The organism is Kitasatospora sp. MBT63 (assembly GCF_000710465.2).
GTDB lineage: Bacteria > Actinomycetota > Actinomycetes > Streptomycetales > Streptomycetaceae > Kitasatospora.
Genome location: NZ_JAIZ01000170.1, coordinates 19,307 through 34,418, shown reverse-complemented (window position 1 = coordinate 34,418; position 15,112 = coordinate 19,307). Strand labels below are relative to the sequence as shown.

The following is a 15,112-nucleotide window of genomic DNA, read 5'->3' as shown; positions in this document are numbered from 1 at the left end:
GCCTCGGCGGGCGGCGGCCGGCGGGCCAGGTCGCTCATCCGCACCAGCAGCGCCACGATGATCCAGTTGGTGACCACCGAGGAGCCGCCCTGGGCGATGAACGGCAGCGTCATCCCGGTCAGCGGGATCAGCGCCAGCACCCCGCCGGCCACCACGAACACCTGCAGCCCGACGATGGCGGCGAGGCCGATCGCCAGCAGCCGGCCGAACGGGTCGCGCAGCGCGATGCCGGTGCTGAAGCCCCGGGAGATCAGCAGCGCGTACAGCAGGAAGACCGCCGTCAGGCCGGCCAGCCCGAGCTCCTCGCCGATGGTGGCGAGGATGAAGTCCGACTTGGCCGCGAAGCCGATCAGGATCGACCGGCCGACGCCGAGTCCGGTGCCCAGCAGCCCGCCCCAGGCGAAGGCGAACAGCGACTGGGCGATCTGGTTGGGCCCCTGGCCTGCGGCGATCGAGCCGAGTGGGTCCAGCCAGTCGGTGACCCGGCCGTGCACGTGCGGCGACAGCCAGCCGACCCCCGCCGCCCCGACCGCGGCCAGGAACAGGCCGATCGCGATCCAGCCGCTGCGGGCGGTGGCCACGTACAGCATCACCACGAACAGGCCGAAGAAGAGCAGCGAGGTGCCCAGGTCCGTCTCCAGCACCAGGACGGCCACGAAGGCCGCCCAGATCAGCAGCACCGGCCCGATCACCCGCCCGCGCGGCAGCTGGAACCACAGCACCCTTCGGCCGGTCAGGGCGAGCGCGTCCCGGTGCACGGCCAGGTAGGCGGCGAAGAACACCGCCAGCAGGATCTTGGCGAACTCGCCGGGCTGGAAGGAGAGCGGACCGATGGTGATCCAGATCCGCGAGCCGTACACCGGCGGGAAGAAGATCGGCAGGACCAGCAGCACCAGGGCCGCCAGCGCGCCCACGTAGGCGTAGCGCTGCAGGATCCGGTGGTCGCGCAGCAGCAGGACGACCGCGATGAACAGCGCCACCCCGAGGGCCGACCACAGCAGCTGGGTCGGTGCGGCCGCGCTGCCCGGGGTGGCCCGGTCCAGCCGGTAGATGACGACCAGTCCGATCCCGTTCAGCAGGATCCCGATCGGCAGCAGCAGCGGGTCCGCGTACCGGGCCTTCCAGCGCACCACCGCGTGGGCGAGCAGCGCAAGGACGCCGAGCGCGGTGCCGTACCCGGCGGCGTCGGAGGGCACCCGGCCGTCCAGGTTGGCGCCGACCTCGGCGTAGCCGAAGACCGGGATCAGCACGGCTGCGACGAGCAGGGCGAGTTCGGTGTTGCGCCGGGTGCGGACCGGCCGTCCGGCGGGGGCGCCGGCCCGGGCGGTCGCCGAGGGTGTGGCCACGGGCCGTCCTGTCCTGCTTCAGGTCCTGCTTGCGGTCCTGCTCGTGTGCTGTCCCGGGATGCGGACAGGGGCGGACCGGGTCGCCGCCCGGTCCGCCCCTGTCCGGCCGCTGCGGCCGGCCGGCTCAGACCGCGGCGCCCTGCGCGGCCTTGACGGCCTCGCGCAGGTGCTCCTCCTCCTCGGTGGTCAGCGAGGTCTGGATGATCTCGCCGCCGAACGGCGCCAGCGCCGGGACCACCTTGTCCGCGGTCGCCTTGCGGACCAGCAGGAAGACGGCGGCGCTGCCCGGCTGGAGGTGCTGGCCGACCTGGCGCATGAAGGTGTCGTCCACCCCGACGTCGGCGGACGCGCCGACCGCGGCGCCGGTGGCCCCGCCGAGCGCCGCGCCCAGGAACGGCATGAAGAACAGCAGCCCGATCACCCCGCCCCACAGCGCGCCGGTGGCGGCGCCCGCGCCGGTGGTGGAGACCATCTGGTGCAGCTTGATCTTCCCGTCCTCGCGGCGCTCCACGACCACGATGTCCTCCAGCTCGATCAGCTTCTGCTTCTGCAGGCCGACCGTCTCGTCCCGGACCTTCTGGGCGGTGGCGAGGTCCGGGTAGGCGATGGCGAAGAGGTTGCTCACGGGCGGGGTCCTTCCGGCGGGTGCGGGGGCCGGGCCCTTCGGTCGGGCTCCGGTCCGGCTCTTCGAGCACCCTAACGAGAATTAGCCATATTTATAGGGCTTCCTGTCGGTGTGTCCGATATTGCCGGACCGCCGCACCCGCCCGCCGCGCCGCCCGACCTCCCCTCGGCGGTGTCCGATCCCTTCCCGGGCAAGGGAAGTTCGCGGATCCGGTGCACATTGGGTGTTCCCAGTTGATGATCCATAGGATCGGGCCGTGACGACCACCAGTTCCCGACGGCCGGCCCGGCCGGCAGGCCTGCTGGCCGCACTGGCGATAACCGCCGGTGCGGTGCTCAGCGGCCTCCCGGCCCACGCCGACGAACCCAGCGGCGGCGCACCCGCCGCCACCCGCGAGGCCCCCAAGGTCGACCTCGTCCTCGACGTCAGCGGCTCCATGCGGGCCGAGGACATCCAGGGCAAGAGCCGGATCTCGGTCGCCCAGAAGTCGCTGAGCGACGTCATCGACGCGCTCCCGCCGGAGGCCGACTTCGGCATCCGCACCCTGGGCGCCACCTACCCCGGCAACGACAAGACCGAGGGCTGCAAGGACACCAAGCAGCTCTTCCCGGTCGGCAAGACCGACAAGGTCGAGGCCAAGACCGCGGTGGCCACCCTGCGGCCCACCGGCTGGACCCCGATCGGCCTGGCCCTGCGCGGCGCGGCCCAGGACCTCGGCGACGGCCCGACCACCCGCCGGGTGGTGCTGATCACCGACGGCGAGGACTCCTGCGCCCCGCCGGACCCGTGCGACGTGGCCCGTGAGCTCGCCGCCCGGGGCATCCCGCTGGTCGTCGACACCCTCGGCCTCGCGCACGACGACAAGACCCGCCAGCAGCTGCTCTGCATCGCCAACGCGACCGGCGGCACCTACACCGACGTGCGCACCCAGGAGCAGCTGACCCAGAAGGTCAAGCAGCTGGTCGGCCGCGCCGCCGACACCCACAACGTGACGCCCGCCAAGGCTTCCGGCACCGACAAGTGCGAGACCGCGCCGGTGCTCACCCCCGGCGTCTACACCGACCGTGAGAAGTTCTCCGAGCACCGGGTCTACCGGGTGCCGGTCAAGGCCGGCCAGGAGCTGCGCGCCTCGGTCAGCGTCACCCCGGACCGGGCGGTCGCCCGGGACTACGGGGTGCTGCTGCAGGCCACCGACACCGCGGGCCAGGAACTGGTCCGCGGCAGCGACGCGGGCAGCGGCCGGACCGACGTCGCCTCGACCGGCGTGCGCTGGTCGGCCCCCGACGCGCCGGACGCCTCCGACAGCCCCTCCGCCCCCTCCGGCAAGTCCTCGGCGGCGGCCTCCGCGGCCGGCCGGCCCTCGGCCGACGGTACGGTCTGCCTGATCGTCAGCAACTCCTTCGCCGCACAGCCCGGCGTGCAGGCCGACCCCGGCCTGCCACTGGAGCTCACGGTGGACGTGGCGGCCGCCTCGCCCGCCCCCGACGGTCCGGCCATGGGCCTGGGCCGCGGCTGGATCCTGCTGCTCACCCTGACCCTGGCCGGCCTGCTCACCGGACTGGTCTTCGGCTGGGTGGCACGCTGGCGAATCGCCGTCTGGCGGGAGAACTGACGATGCGTACCACGATGCGTACCCCGCTCAAGGCCCTGCGGGCCGGGCTGCTCGCGCTCGGTCTGACCGCGCTCGCGGCCCCGGCGGCCTCGGCCGCCTCGCCCTCCGCCTCACCGTCCCCGTCCGCGTCGGCCTCGGCCGGCCCGGTCACCACCGCGGGCACCACCTTCCTGACCGCCGCCACCCTGGCGCCCGGCCAGGACGCCACCGTGGCGGCCTCCACCGGTGACTACCTGTACTGGGCGTTCGCCGCTTCCGAGGGCCAGACCGACACCGTGCAGGTCAACGTCACGCTGCCGCCCTCGGCGGACCGGACCGGCCCGCAGACCTGGTCGGTGGAGCTGTTCGACGGTCTGCGCCGCCGGCAGTCCTGCACGGCCGGCCCGCAGAACGCCACCGCCCAGCAGAGCGCCGCCTCGGTGGGCCTGAGCTGCACGCTCCGGCAGATCCGGTCCTGGGCCGAGCCGTGGTCGGGCGACCCGCTGCCGGGGACGTACTACGTCCGGCTGTCGGTCGGCGACGTGCCGCAGCCCGACCTGGGCCTGGCCGCCCAGGTGCAGGTGCACATCACCGCCAAGGGCGGGGCGGACGACGCCCAGCCGGAGGGCGGTTCGCTGAAGGCGCCGCTGGTGCCGCCGGTCAACGCCGGTTCCACCGCCGCCCCCGGCGCCGCGGCGACCGGCAGTGCCGCGCCGAACGCGGCGGCCTCCCGGGCGGCGGCCCCGGCGGAGCCCGAGTCGCACTGGTACTCGGACGTCTTCTCCGGCTGGAACACCCGCTGGTTCTGGACCATCGCCGGCGGGGCGCTCGCCGCGCTGGCCGGTGTCGCGGGCTACACGCTGACCCGCCACCCGCGCGGGCGCCGCCCGGCCGGGCCGGTCCCGGCCCAGCGCCAGCCGCACGCCCCGCAGCCGGACCCGTACCGCAGCTGACGGGAACCGCCCGTACGACACCGAAGGCCCGGCCGGAGTCCGCTCCGGCCGGGCCTTCGGCGTTGCCGCCTCCGGTCCGCAGCCGGGGGCCGGCCGCTCAGTCGCCGGCGGGGACGGTGGCCCGGACGGCGGCCACCAGCGGGGCGAACTCGGGCCGCTGCCCGGCGGTGTCCAGCGCCTCGCGCAGCGCGGTGTCGTTGACCGGGCGGGCCAGCTCCAGCAGGGCGAGGCCCGCCGGGGTGACGTCGGTGTAGATGCCCCGGCGGTCGGTGGCGCAGAGGTAGCGGGTGAGCAGGCCGCGCTCCTCCAGCCGGCTCACCAGCCGGGTGGTCGCGCTCTGGCTGAGCACCACGGCCTCCGAGAGCTCGTGCATCCGGAAGTGGCCGCCCTCGCCGTCGTGCTGGGCGCTGAGCACGTCGAGCACCGAGAACTCGCGGACGCTCAGCTCGTGCGCGGCCTGCAGGGCCCGTTCGACGTGCGTCTCGATCCGGCCGTGCAGCGCGGACAGCGCACACCAGCCCTGGGCGAGCGCGGGTTCGGGTCGGCTCATCGGGACTCCCTCCGGGGTCGTACCGCCCAGGGTAGTCGACGCGCGCAATATCCGGCGTGGACAATATAAGGCACAAGCCGATATCACGCGTTTGCAAGTATCGGCGCGTGCAATTACTGTCGGAGCCCGTACCCCCGTTCGCCACCACACCGAGAGGCTCCCCCATGCCACTCGCCCTGCTCGCGCTCACGATCGGCGCCTTCGGCATCGGCACCACCGAATTCGTGATCATGGGACTGCTGCCGGACGTCGCCGCGTCCTACGGCATCCCGATCCCCACCGCCGGCCTGCTCACCACCGGCTACGCGCTCGGCGTGGTGGTCGGCGCGCCGGTCCTCGCCGTGCTCGGTACCCGGATCAGCCGCAAGCGCATGCTGATGGCCCTGATGGGCCTGTTCATCGCCGGGAACCTGGTCTCCGCGGCCGCCCCCACCTTCGGCGTGATGCTCACCGGCCGGGTGATCGCCTCCCTGGCCCACGGCGCCTTCTTCGGCATCGGCTCGATCGTCGCCGCCCGCCTGGTCGCCCCGCAGAAGCAGGCCGGCGCCATCGCCATGATGTTCACCGGCCTGACCGTCGCCAACGTGGTCGGCGTCCCGCTCGGCACCCTGATCGGCCAGCAGCTCGGCTGGCGGATCACCTTCGTCCTGGTCGCCGCACTCGGCGTGCTCGGCCTGCTCGGGGTCGCCGCCCTGATCCCCCAGGACGAGCGCCCCCGCCGCGGCGAGGCCCGGATCCGCCGCGAGCTGGCGGCCTTCCGCAACGTCCAGGTGGTGCTCGCGATGGCGATGACCGTGCTCGGCTTCGGCGGCGTGTTCGCGGCGATCACCTACATCAGCCCGATGATGACCGAGGCCGCCGGCTACGCGGACGGCTCGGTGACCTGGCTGCTGGTGCTGTTCGGGCTGGGCATGGTCGCGGGCAACCTGGTCGGCGGCCGCTACGCCGACCGCAGGCTGATGCCGATGCTCTTCGTCGCGCTCGGCTCGCTCGCCGTGGTCCTCGCCCTGTTCGCCTTCACCGCGCACAGCAAGCCGCTCGCCGCGCTCACCATCCCGCTGATCGGCGCCTTCGGCTTCGCCACCGTCCCGCCGCTGCAGAAGCGCGTCCTGGACCAGACCGCCGACGCCCCCACCCTCGCCTCCGCCGTCAACATCGGCGCCTTCAACCTCGGCAACGCGCTCGCCGCCTGGCTCGGCGGACTGGTCCTCACCGCGGGACTCGGAGCGACCGCCCCCAACTGGGTCGGCGCCCTGCTGGCCGCCTCCGCACTGGTCCTCGCCGTCGTCTCGGTCACCCTGGAGCGCCGCTCCCGCGACCGCTCCCCCGCAGCCACCCGCCCCGAGCCCGCACCGGTCGGCTGAACCGGCCGGCCGGCCCCGGCCGCCGGGGCGCCACCCGTCCACGGGGAACGGGCGGCGACCCGGCGGCGCGGATCAGCCGCCCGCGCCGAGGAGTTCGAGGATCCGGGCCGCCGAGGTGCCGAGGCCGCTCGGCCGGCCGAACCCGGCCCTGCCGCCGGGGACCTCCGGCGGTGCCTGCGGCAGCCCGCCGCCGAAGTGCCTGACCAGATCGGCCTCACCGTAGCGACGGCACTCCCGGTGCCACTCGAGGATCCCGGCGAGCCAGTTCTCCAGCTCCACCACGTAGCCGTCGAGGACGTCCCGCGCCTCCGGGCCCAGGTCGTACCCCTCGTACAGCAGGGGCAGTTCGACCTCGGCGACGTGCTGGAACTGCCGCATCCGCGAGGTCATCAGATCGTGCACCATCGCCAGCGCGGTCGGGTAGTCGCAGTCGAAGAAGTTCTGCACCACCAGCACGCCGTTGTGGATCTCGCCCTCGTACTCGATCTCCTTCTGGTACGAGAACACGTCGTTCATCAGGCAGGCGTAGTCGGCGGCCGCGTTCTCCAGCGAGCGCAGCGGGCCGCTCCGGTAGACCTCCGGCGGGACCTCGTTGCCGTGCCCGAGCCGGCACAGGCTCATGGTCAGGTCCGAGCCGAAGGTCGCCCGCCGCATCTCCAGGTAGTCGACCGGGTCGGGGATACGGTTCTGCGCCTGGTTGGCCAGCTCCCAGAGCCAGCTGTCGGTCATCGACTCGACCGTCGTGCGGAACCTGCGCCGGGCCTCCACCGTCATCGGCCCGGCGGTGCGCCGCCAGAGGTCGGCGAGCGCGCGCTCCATCGGCGTCAGCGGGACCGGCATGGCCTCGGCGTCCACCGGCATGAAGGCGGCCAGCCGCTCGGTGCAGGCCTTCGCGCCGGCCAGGTCACGGGAGCGGCCGAACACCACCGGGTAGTAGTCGTCGGCGTAGGTCCCCCAGGTCAGCCAGGCCGAACTCAGGTCCAGCTGCTCCGGCGAGGCGTCGGGGTCGATGCCGGCCGCGCAGAGCGGGAAGTCGTAGTCGACCAGCTTCTCCTCGCTCCAGATGTGCGAACCCGGGTCCCCCGGCTGCACGTCCAGCAGGCCCATCTCCCGAGCCCAGCCGACCACGTTCCCGCGGGCACCGTCCAGGTACGGGCTCAGCCTGACCTCGAACGGCATGAAGAACTCCGGCAGCCGCGAGGGCCCGACCTCCTGGTGCGGCACATGGCTGTGGCTGCGCCGGCGGCTGCCCGCGTCCAGCAGCCCGGCCGCCCGGCCCAGGTCGGCGGCCGAGGTGCCGATCCCGCCGATCCGGTACGGCTCCCAGTGGGTGGCCGCCGCGGCGCCGTCCGCGCTGCCGTTCATGTACCGGCTGGAGCGCAGGTGCCACTCGTGGCCGCCGGCCTGCCAGTCCTGCAGGCCCTTGACGTACGCCATCACCCGGGCCGTGCCCAGCAGGTCCAGGCCCGTCTCGGCGAAGAGCGGGGGGAGTTCGGTGAAGACGGTGTTCTCGAACTGCTGGAGCCGCGAGGTGAGCAGTTCGTTGACGGCGTCCGCGGCCTGCTGGGTGGTGCAGTTCAGGAAGGTCTCCAGGACCAGGACGCCGTTGCTGAGCTCGCCCTCGTCCAGGATCTCCCGCTCGTACGAGAACAGGTCGTTGCGCAGGTGCACGCCGTCCGAGAAGGCGTCCCTGAGCACCCGCAGCGGACGCGAACCGGCCACCGACGCGGGCACCTCGGCCTGCGCCGCGTACTCGATCAGGCCGGCCGACCAGGGCGCGCCGCCGACCTTGCGGCGCATCTCGATGTACTCCACCGGGTTGGCGATCCGGTGGATGTTGATGTTGGCGAGCTCCCAGTCCGACTCGTCGAGCAGGTTGCGGGTGCTCTCCGCGAAGCGCTGCCGCCACTCCATCGACATGCTCGGCACGGTCCGCGCCCACAGGTCGGCCAGCCCCGCCTCGACCGGGTTGGTCGGCTCGGGGAAGCCGGCCGCGAGGTCCATCGGCATGAACGCCGGCAGCCGGTCCAGGTACGCCTTGCCGCCCTCGCGGTCCTGGGTCCGCTTGAAGAACTCCAGGAAGTGGTCGTCGAAGAAGAAGACCCAGACGTACCAGTCCGTCACCAGCGAGAGCGCCGGGCCGTCGCAGTCGGGATGGGTGTAGGCGCAGAGCAAGGCGTAGTCGTGCGAGTCGAGGTCGTGCTCGTCCCAGACGCCCGACCCCTCCAGCATCCCCATCTCACGGGCCCACCGCTTGGTGTGTTCCCGGGCCTCCTCCAGATGGGGGTTGAGCCGGGCCGGATACGGCAGGTAGAAATCCGGCAGTTCAAACGGCTGCGACACGTGCGTCGGCCCTTCGTCGACGATGGCGGCACCATGACATCAACGAGGGCGGACAGCACTGGGCCCGGAATTCCGGCACCGTCGCACAGGCCGGTCCCCCGATGATCCGTCACGAGGCTAGGCGCCCGGCGCGGCCGACCCCGCCGAGCGCCCCCAATCTCGCCCGATCGGGTGAAACTCCTTGCCAACAAAGGGATCGCAGTGCGTTCCCGGTGCGGTCGCGGTGCGTCCTACTCCTCGATCGCCCCGCCGATCCGGCGCAGGTGCTGCCGGAAGCTGTACGACGGGTCGGCGGCCCGGCGCGCGAGGTAGTCGTCGAAGGCGGTCTGCTGCCGCAGCGTCCGGCCGTCCCGGATGGCGAGGGCCTGCTCGCGCTCGGTCTCCCGGATCCGCCGCGCCGTGGCGAGCAGCTCCTGCGCCCGGTCGGCGGCGACGAACAGCACGCCGTCCTCGTCCCCGAACACCAGGTCCTCGGAGCTCACCAGGTGCGGCCCGAAGCGGGCGGTCAGCAGCGCCTCGGGCTCCCGCTCCGCCAACCGCACCGGACCCGGCGGGTGGCTGCCGTAGCTGAACACCGGCAGGCCGATCTCCACCAGCTCGGGGGTGTCCCGGTGCAGTCCCCACACCACCAGCCCGGCCACGCCCGCGGCGCCGGCCTCCAGCACCGCGAGGTCGCCGACGCAGGCCTCGTCCGTGCGGCCACCGTTGTCGATCACCAGCACCTCACCCGGCCGGGCCGTCCCGTACGCCTCCAGGAACACGTCCACGCTGCCGTAGTGCCGCGCCGGCAGCACCCGCCCGGCGACCCGCTGCCCGGCCACCACCGCCCCGATCCCGGCCGGCGCCACCCGCAACGGCACCCCCGCCCGCACGCACGCGTCCGCCAGCAGCGGCGTCGACAACTCGGCGAAGGCCTCCAGCACGGCAAACTCCCCTGACTCCCGGGACGCGACCGGACCCGCCTCCGGCCCGGGCGGCGGGCGGGCGTGCCGCGATCGTACGCCGACCGGCCGGGCCCCGGGCCGGCCCGGGCCGAAGCGGGGCAGGCGCCCGGCCACGGCACGCGTTCCTCCGCCGGCCTCGGTCTCACCTACGGGTGCCTCCCGGGTTGCCGGGCCGGCGGGCCCGTGTCGTGATGGCTTACGGAACGAAGCGGGCCGAAGGCGCGGGCGCGGCGGCACGGCCCCGTCACAAGGCATCGGGACACCGTGCACCCGCAGGTACGTCCCCTGGTGCCCGCAACGACGGTCGGCTGGAGGTCAGGGATGGCGGAACAGGCTGCGTCGGCCACGGGCGCACGTCGTGCCGCAGCCAAGGTCGCCCTCGCCCTCGGACTGGTGCTCTTCGCACAGGCCCTGCTCGCGCTGTGCCTGGTCAGTGCCCAGCAGCTGCTCGTGCCACGGAACATGCCCTTCGGTGTGACCGGGCCGCCCTCCCCCGTGGTCGCCGAGGTCGCGTCGAGGACCGGGCTGGCCCTGACCGCCTACCCGAGCCCGTCGGCGGTGACGGAAGCAGCCGATCGGGGCGAGCTGTACGGCGCGTACCTCAGCGGTGGTTCGGCCGACACGTTGATCGTGGTTCCGTCGAAGAGCTTCTTCACCCAGACCGAGCTGGAGCCGGCGTTCGTGGCGGCGGCGCACAAGCTGGACCGGCCGGTGACCGTGCAGACGGTCAGGCCGCTCGCGTCCACCGACCCGGTCGGCGCAGTGACGTCGCTGTTGCTGCTGCCGCTGCTGATCGGCGGGTACCTGGCCGCCGTCCTGGTCTACAAGGCGGCCCACGGCACCGCCGCCGCACCGTGGCGCGCGGTCATCCTGGCCGGATACGCGCTGGTCGGCGCGGTACTGACCGACCTGATCGCCGGCCTGGGGATCGGCGCGTACTCCAGCAGCCACTTCTGGCCGCTGCTGCCGTGCTTCTGGCTCGTCACCTCGGCGGTGGCCCTGGCCGCTGCCGCGATGCAGGCCCTGGTGGGCAAGATGGGCACCCTGCTCGTGGCGGTGCTCTTCATCGTCATCGGCGGCCCGCCCGCGGGTGGGCTCGGCACCTACCTGCTACCGGTCTACTGGCGCAACGTCGGTGTGCTCTTCCCACCGCAGAGCGCGGTCACCCTGATCAACCACGTGCTCTACTTCGGCGGGAGCGACATCACCACCCCGCTCGTCGTCCTGTTCCTCTACGCCTTCGCCGGAACCGCCGTCATCGCCTGGTACGGCCGCATCCGCCCGGCCAGGGCGGCGGCCCGGAAAGCCGGCGCAGCAGCGCAGACACCCCCCGCGGCGAGCCCGCCCGACAGCCGGCGCGCCCTGACCGGAATCCTCGTGGCACTGGGCATCTGCGCCGTCATGCAATGCCTGTTCGCCACCAACTACATGAGCGCCTCGCACGCCCCGAAGGCCACCGACCTGCCGTTCGGTGCCGTCGGCACCTCCCCCGTCCTGGCCGCGGCCGAGCAGCACATCTCCCTCAAGGTCACCCCGTACCCGGACGAAGCCGCAGCCAGGACCGCGATCGACGAAGCCCGGCTGTTCGGCGCGCTGATCTCCTCGGGCAGCTCGAACACCCTGATCGTGGTGCCGTCCATGAGCGACCTGGCGCCGCTCGACCTCGTGGCGAAGTTCGAGGACGCGGCCAAGGCCACCGGCCAGACCCTGCAGGTGCAGCAGTACGCCCCGACGCCGCTGGCGCCCAAGGACCCGTTCGGCCTGGTCCAAGGGCTCATGCTGGTCCCGCTGCTCATCGGCGGATACATGAGCTCGACCCTGCTCATGGCCGCGACCGGGAGGGCGGCCGGCCGCTGGCGCGCCGCCCAGCTCGCCGGATTCGCCGTCGTGAGCGGCCTCGTCATCGATGTGATCGTCTGCTACTGGCTGCAGGGGTTCCCCAGCAGCAGCTTCTGGATCACCTGGCCGATCTGCACGCTGATCGTCGCAGTGGTGGCCTTCGTCGCCGCGGTCCTGCAGAAGCTGCTCGGGCCGGTGGGCACCCTGGTGACGGTCGTCGTGATGATCCTCTTCGGCAACCCCTCCTCCGGCGGCGCGACCGGCGTGCCCTACCTGCCCGCCTTCTGGCGCGACCTCGGCCCCTACCTGCCACCCCGCAACGGCTACATCCTGCTGCACCACACGATCTACTTCGACGGCCACGGAACCGGCCGGGCGCTGACCACCCTGCTCATCTACCTGGGCGTCGCGGCGGTCGTCCTGATCGTGCTCGACCTGCGCCGCCCGGAAGCCGCAGTGCCAGTCGACGCCACCGAAGCGGCGGCCGTGGCCGTCCCGATCGGAGCCACACCGTGACGGCCCCGGCCACAGCGGATCCGGCGTCAGCTCCTCCACTCACGCCACCGGGACGGCCACCTCGACCGCGGTCACCCGGGAAGGCTCGCCCACGTACCGCCGGAGGCGGCCCGCCGCGCGTCGAGAAAGCCGGTTGAAGACGTCCAGTCCTACGTCATGCGTCACCTCAGGGCGTGCCGCCCGGGTTGTCACGAGCCGAAGATGCCCAGGTTCCGCGGCGTCGCACGGGTGGACTCCGGGGTCGGCTCGACCGAGGTGGTGAGCACCTCGCCGCTCCCCCGCCACTTCCAGGTGACCGTGAGCCCGCCCCAGGCAGTAAGGAACTCCCGGAGCCGGTCCGTGACTTCGTAACCGTCCTCGTCGTACTGCCGGCAGGCGTCCTCGGCGTCGCCGAGCGGGTGAACCTCGATCCGTACCGCATCGGCAAGGGCGGCCTGGCGGGCCGGGACGACGGCTGGCGGCACACCACCAGCGGCCGGAAACCTCGGTCGAGCTACCCCGCCGAAGGCGTCAGTGAAGACTCCACACCGGCCGACCTGGTCCCGAACGGCCGCCCACCACCGGGCCACTGACAAGCAGTCCGACCGCGTCCCGAAGATCCCCACCATCAGCCACCGTTGTCCACCCGGCCCCACGGCGGTCCCGGCATGCTCTCCGCCTCCACCGGCCCATACAAAGCAGAAATCCCGCCTGGCCACATGGACCAGACGGGATCTCGCCAACCATTCCCGAGCCAACTCGAGAACAGTCGTTGGGTGGAGCTGAGGGGATTCGAACCCCTGACCCCCTCGATGCGAACTACCGGCGGGACGTTCGCCGGGGTCTCCGTGGCCTAGCCAGACGGCCACGACTCGCCCCTGTTGGTCCCATGCGGGTGCTGCGGTTGCTGTACCCAGTTGCTGTACAGGGGACGGACTCCCCGCACCCCGAAGGCCTGGCCTTGAACTGCGCAGGCAACCACCCATCGATGTCACGCCGGATCGGTGGCGCTCGCGCCCAGCGCACGGGCTACCGCACGCTCTCGCGCCACAATTCGCACCAAGATCCGCCTGCGCCACTGGAGATCAAGCCGGCACAACCTGAGGTGCACCCACGAAGCCATGTCGGTGGCGTGTTGTTGGCTGGTCAACGAGCACACCGCCAGCGAGCGCCACCGTCGACCCGATCTTCCTCTTTTTTCCCCTCAGATGAGGTACCGTATGAGGAAGTCGCTCTCCGGAGGCACCGTGGCCCAGCAGCCTGAGCAGGTCCCTGCTCGACGCAGCAAGATCGTTCCACCTGAGCAAGCAGATGCACGACTGGCCACGATGGGCCTGTCCGTCGACAAGATCCATCGCGCCGTCATCGCTGGCGACGACGCCCGGGGTCGTGTGTCCAGCCCGTACTACCCCCGCAACTTCGCTGGCATCACGATGTGGGCGGAGACACTCGCCGGACTGCGCCGCCAGCTGCTGAAGCTGCGGAGAGGGTGGCGCATCGGCTCCACGGGCAACTACGAGACCGCGTACTCCTCCGAGCGCCAGCTAGCGTTTGCGGTCGTCTCCGGCGACAGCTACACGGGGATCGACGGTGCGCGAGATCCGAAACTGACCCGGAGACGCGGCCCCAAGACCAAGGAACGCGTGCGGCGCAACGCGGTATTCGGTCAGCTCGCCCTAGACCTGGAGCTACCGCGAGCTCTTGACGGCCTTCCAGCCGACGAGGCCTGCTCGACCTGGTTCCTCGTGCTTCACCCCGAGGACGATATGGTCCGGGTCGAGCTGTCCCTTCCCGTTCAGGTAGGGGACGATGGGCTTGTAGGGGACTGGATCGAACGCATCCTGATTCCCCCCGTACCAGTAACTGGTGCGGTAGCACCGATCGAACGCAACGAGGACGACGATGACGGAGAAGACCCGATGGTCACTCGACCAGCATGACTTTAGGTCCTTCAACCCTTCGCGTTTGACTCTTGCACGGGAGCGCCGGGCCCTGACCAAGCAGGGCCTGGCCCAAATGTGTGGCGTCACACGCAGAACTGTTACGGCATGGGAGTCCGGCGACGTTGATTCCCCTCCGCTGGCACAGATCTCTGCCGCGCTTGACGTTCCACCCGAATTCTTCCTGGCGGACGATGCGCCCTTGATTGATGAGTCTGGGGTCAGTTTTCGCGCCCTCTCTTCAGTAAGCTCGCGCCAGATCACACGGGTATTGGCAATCAGTTCACTCGCAATCGAACTTGCCGCGTGGATCGACAAGCACTACGGAACTCCAGCGGTCGACCTACCTGACCTTTCAGAGAGCTCTGACCTACCTCCAGCACTTGCTGCAGAACAACTCAGATCCATCTGGGGCCTACACCACCGGCCAATCAAAAATATGGTCACACTTCTCGAACGAAAAGGCGTGAGGGTATTCTCACTCCCGATCGATGATCGAGATGTGGATGCATTCGAGTTCAGCTTTGAGGGTCGCCCGTTCGTATTTCTGAACACCTCAAAGTCGGCAGAGAGAATGCGGTTCGACCTGGCCCACGAGCTTGGCCACATCATTCTCCACAAAGGCGAGAGGAAGAATCTTTCGCGACAAATCGAGCAGGAGGCGCATGAATTCGCCGCCAGCTTCCTAGTCCCCGCCGATGAACTCCACGCCCAGGTCGTCGGGAAGCTTCGACTTGATGACATCTTCAAGTTGAAGTCCTATTGGAAAGTTTCGGCAGTCGCCATGGTCGAACGCCTCTACCAGCTAGAGTTCATCACTGAATGGACTCGCCGGCAGTGGATGATCGACCTGTCACAGCGAGGATTCAGGTCATCCGAGCCCGGCGGCATTACGCCGGAAGGATCAAGGCTCCTCTCCGAGCTCTTTCGAATTGCACGCGAGGATGGATGGTCTGCAAAAGCGATAGCTGCAAGCCTGTGCGAAAACCCAAAGGATTTGGATTCCCTGGTTTTTGGCCTAGCCATCTCAGCCCTTCCGGGAGGCGGCCAAGCAGCGCCACCCGTGTCCGGACATCTAAGCCTTGTCCGCTGATTGACCCGCCTCGAAACGACCGCTAAGGG

General features: G+C 71.1%; 12 protein-coding genes. 6 read left to right on the top strand and 6 right to left on the bottom strand.

Features of this window, described 5'->3' with window-relative positions; genetic code table 11:
* Positions 1-1,346, bottom strand: a 1,346-nt coding sequence (locus AA75_RS11995) for an FtsW/RodA/SpoVE family cell cycle protein (protein ID WP_033819904.1), incomplete at its 3' end; no start/stop codon positions are given.
* 124 nt (positions 1,347-1,470) lie between these two features.
* Complete coding sequence (locus AA75_RS11990) at positions 1,471-1,971, bottom strand: DUF1269 domain-containing protein (protein ID WP_033819903.1); 501 nt, start codon at positions 1,969-1,971, stop codon at positions 1,471-1,473.
* A 256-nt stretch (positions 1,972-2,227) separates the two neighbouring features.
* On the opposite strand from AA75_RS11990, the gene AA75_RS11985 reads away from it, so the two are divergent.
* Both AA75_RS11985 and AA75_RS11980 read left to right on the top strand, forming a co-directional pair.
* Positions 2,228-3,583, top strand: coding sequence for a VWA domain-containing protein (locus tag AA75_RS11985; RefSeq protein ID WP_033819902.1), 1,356 nt, complete (start codon positions 2,228-2,230; stop codon positions 3,581-3,583).
* 2 nt (positions 3,584-3,585) lie between these two features.
* Positions 3,586-4,515, top strand: a complete 930-nt coding sequence (locus AA75_RS11980; RefSeq protein WP_063794337.1) for a hypothetical protein — start codon at positions 3,586-3,588, stop codon at positions 4,513-4,515.
* A 97-nt stretch (positions 4,516-4,612) separates the two neighbouring features.
* Here AA75_RS11980 and AA75_RS11975 read toward each other — a convergent pair whose 3' ends face one another.
* The gene (locus AA75_RS11975) at positions 4,613-5,065 is read right to left on the bottom strand and encodes a MarR family winged helix-turn-helix transcriptional regulator (RefSeq protein WP_033819901.1); all 453 of its coding nucleotides are present in this window, start codon (positions 5,063-5,065) and stop codon (positions 4,613-4,615) included.
* A gap of 164 nt (positions 5,066-5,229) precedes the next feature.
* Between AA75_RS11975 and AA75_RS11970 the strand changes: the two genes are divergently transcribed.
* Positions 5,230-6,429, top strand: coding sequence for an MFS transporter (locus tag AA75_RS11970; RefSeq protein ID WP_033819900.1), 1,200 nt, complete (start codon positions 5,230-5,232; stop codon positions 6,427-6,429).
* Positions 6,430-6,501: 72 nt separating this feature from the next.
* Here the strand turns inward: AA75_RS11970 and AA75_RS11965 are convergent, their stop codons facing one another.
* Both AA75_RS11965 and AA75_RS11960 read right to left on the bottom strand, forming a co-directional pair.
* The gene (locus AA75_RS11965; RefSeq protein ID WP_199520311.1) at positions 6,502-8,772 is read right to left on the bottom strand and encodes a family 2 encapsulin nanocompartment cargo protein terpene cyclase; all 2,271 of its coding nucleotides are present in this window, start codon (positions 8,770-8,772) and stop codon (positions 6,502-6,504) included.
* A gap of 230 nt (positions 8,773-9,002) precedes the next feature.
* On the bottom strand, positions 9,003-9,695 hold the full coding sequence (locus AA75_RS11960; RefSeq protein ID WP_033819899.1) for an RraA family protein: 693 nt from the start codon (positions 9,693-9,695) through the stop codon (positions 9,003-9,005).
* A gap of 342 nt (positions 9,696-10,037) precedes the next feature.
* Here AA75_RS11960 and AA75_RS11955 point away from each other — a divergent pair, with 342 nt between their 5' ends.
* Positions 10,038-12,071 (top strand): hypothetical protein, encoded by a 2,034-nt coding sequence (locus tag AA75_RS11955; protein ID WP_033819898.1) that lies wholly within the window; start codon positions 10,038-10,040, stop codon positions 12,069-12,071.
* Between the two features lie 188 nt (positions 12,072-12,259).
* On the opposite strand, the gene AA75_RS11950 is transcribed toward AA75_RS11955, so the two are convergent.
* Positions 12,260-12,535, bottom strand: coding sequence for a hypothetical protein (locus AA75_RS11950; RefSeq protein ID WP_033819897.1), 276 nt, complete (start codon positions 12,533-12,535; stop codon positions 12,260-12,262).
* 735 nt (positions 12,536-13,270) lie between these two features.
* Between AA75_RS11950 and AA75_RS11945 the strand changes: the two genes are divergently transcribed.
* Positions 13,271-13,990, top strand: coding sequence for a hypothetical protein (locus AA75_RS11945; protein ID WP_149038085.1), 720 nt, complete (start codon positions 13,271-13,273; stop codon positions 13,988-13,990).
* Entirely contained in the window at positions 13,953-15,083 is a 1,131-nt protein-coding gene (locus AA75_RS45460; protein WP_082526432.1) for an ImmA/IrrE family metallo-endopeptidase, read from the top strand. The genes AA75_RS11945 and AA75_RS45460 overlap by 38 nt, the downstream gene beginning before the upstream one ends.
* Positions 15,084-15,112: the final 29 nt, after the last annotated feature.

What these genes read in the sequence shown, in the direction of transcription:
- AA75_RS11980 (WP_063794337.1), top strand. Translation starts at nt 3,586, where the DNA reads ATGCGTACCACGATGCGTACCCCGCTCAAGGCCCTGCGGGCCGGGCTG.
- AA75_RS11975 (WP_033819901.1), bottom strand. Translation starts at nt 5,065, where the DNA reads ATGAGCCGACCCGAACCCGCGCTCGCCCAGGGCTGGTGTGCGCTGTCC.
- AA75_RS11970 (WP_033819900.1), top strand. Translation starts at nt 5,230, where the DNA reads ATGCCACTCGCCCTGCTCGCGCTCACGATCGGCGCCTTCGGCATCGGC.
- AA75_RS11955 (WP_033819898.1), top strand. Translation starts at nt 10,038, where the DNA reads ATGGCGGAACAGGCTGCGTCGGCCACGGGCGCACGTCGTGCCGCAGCC.
- AA75_RS11945 (WP_149038085.1), top strand. Translation starts at nt 13,271, where the DNA reads ATGAGGAAGTCGCTCTCCGGAGGCACCGTGGCCCAGCAGCCTGAGCAG.
- AA75_RS45460 (WP_082526432.1), top strand. Translation starts at nt 13,953, where the DNA reads ATGACGGAGAAGACCCGATGGTCACTCGACCAGCATGACTTTAGGTCC.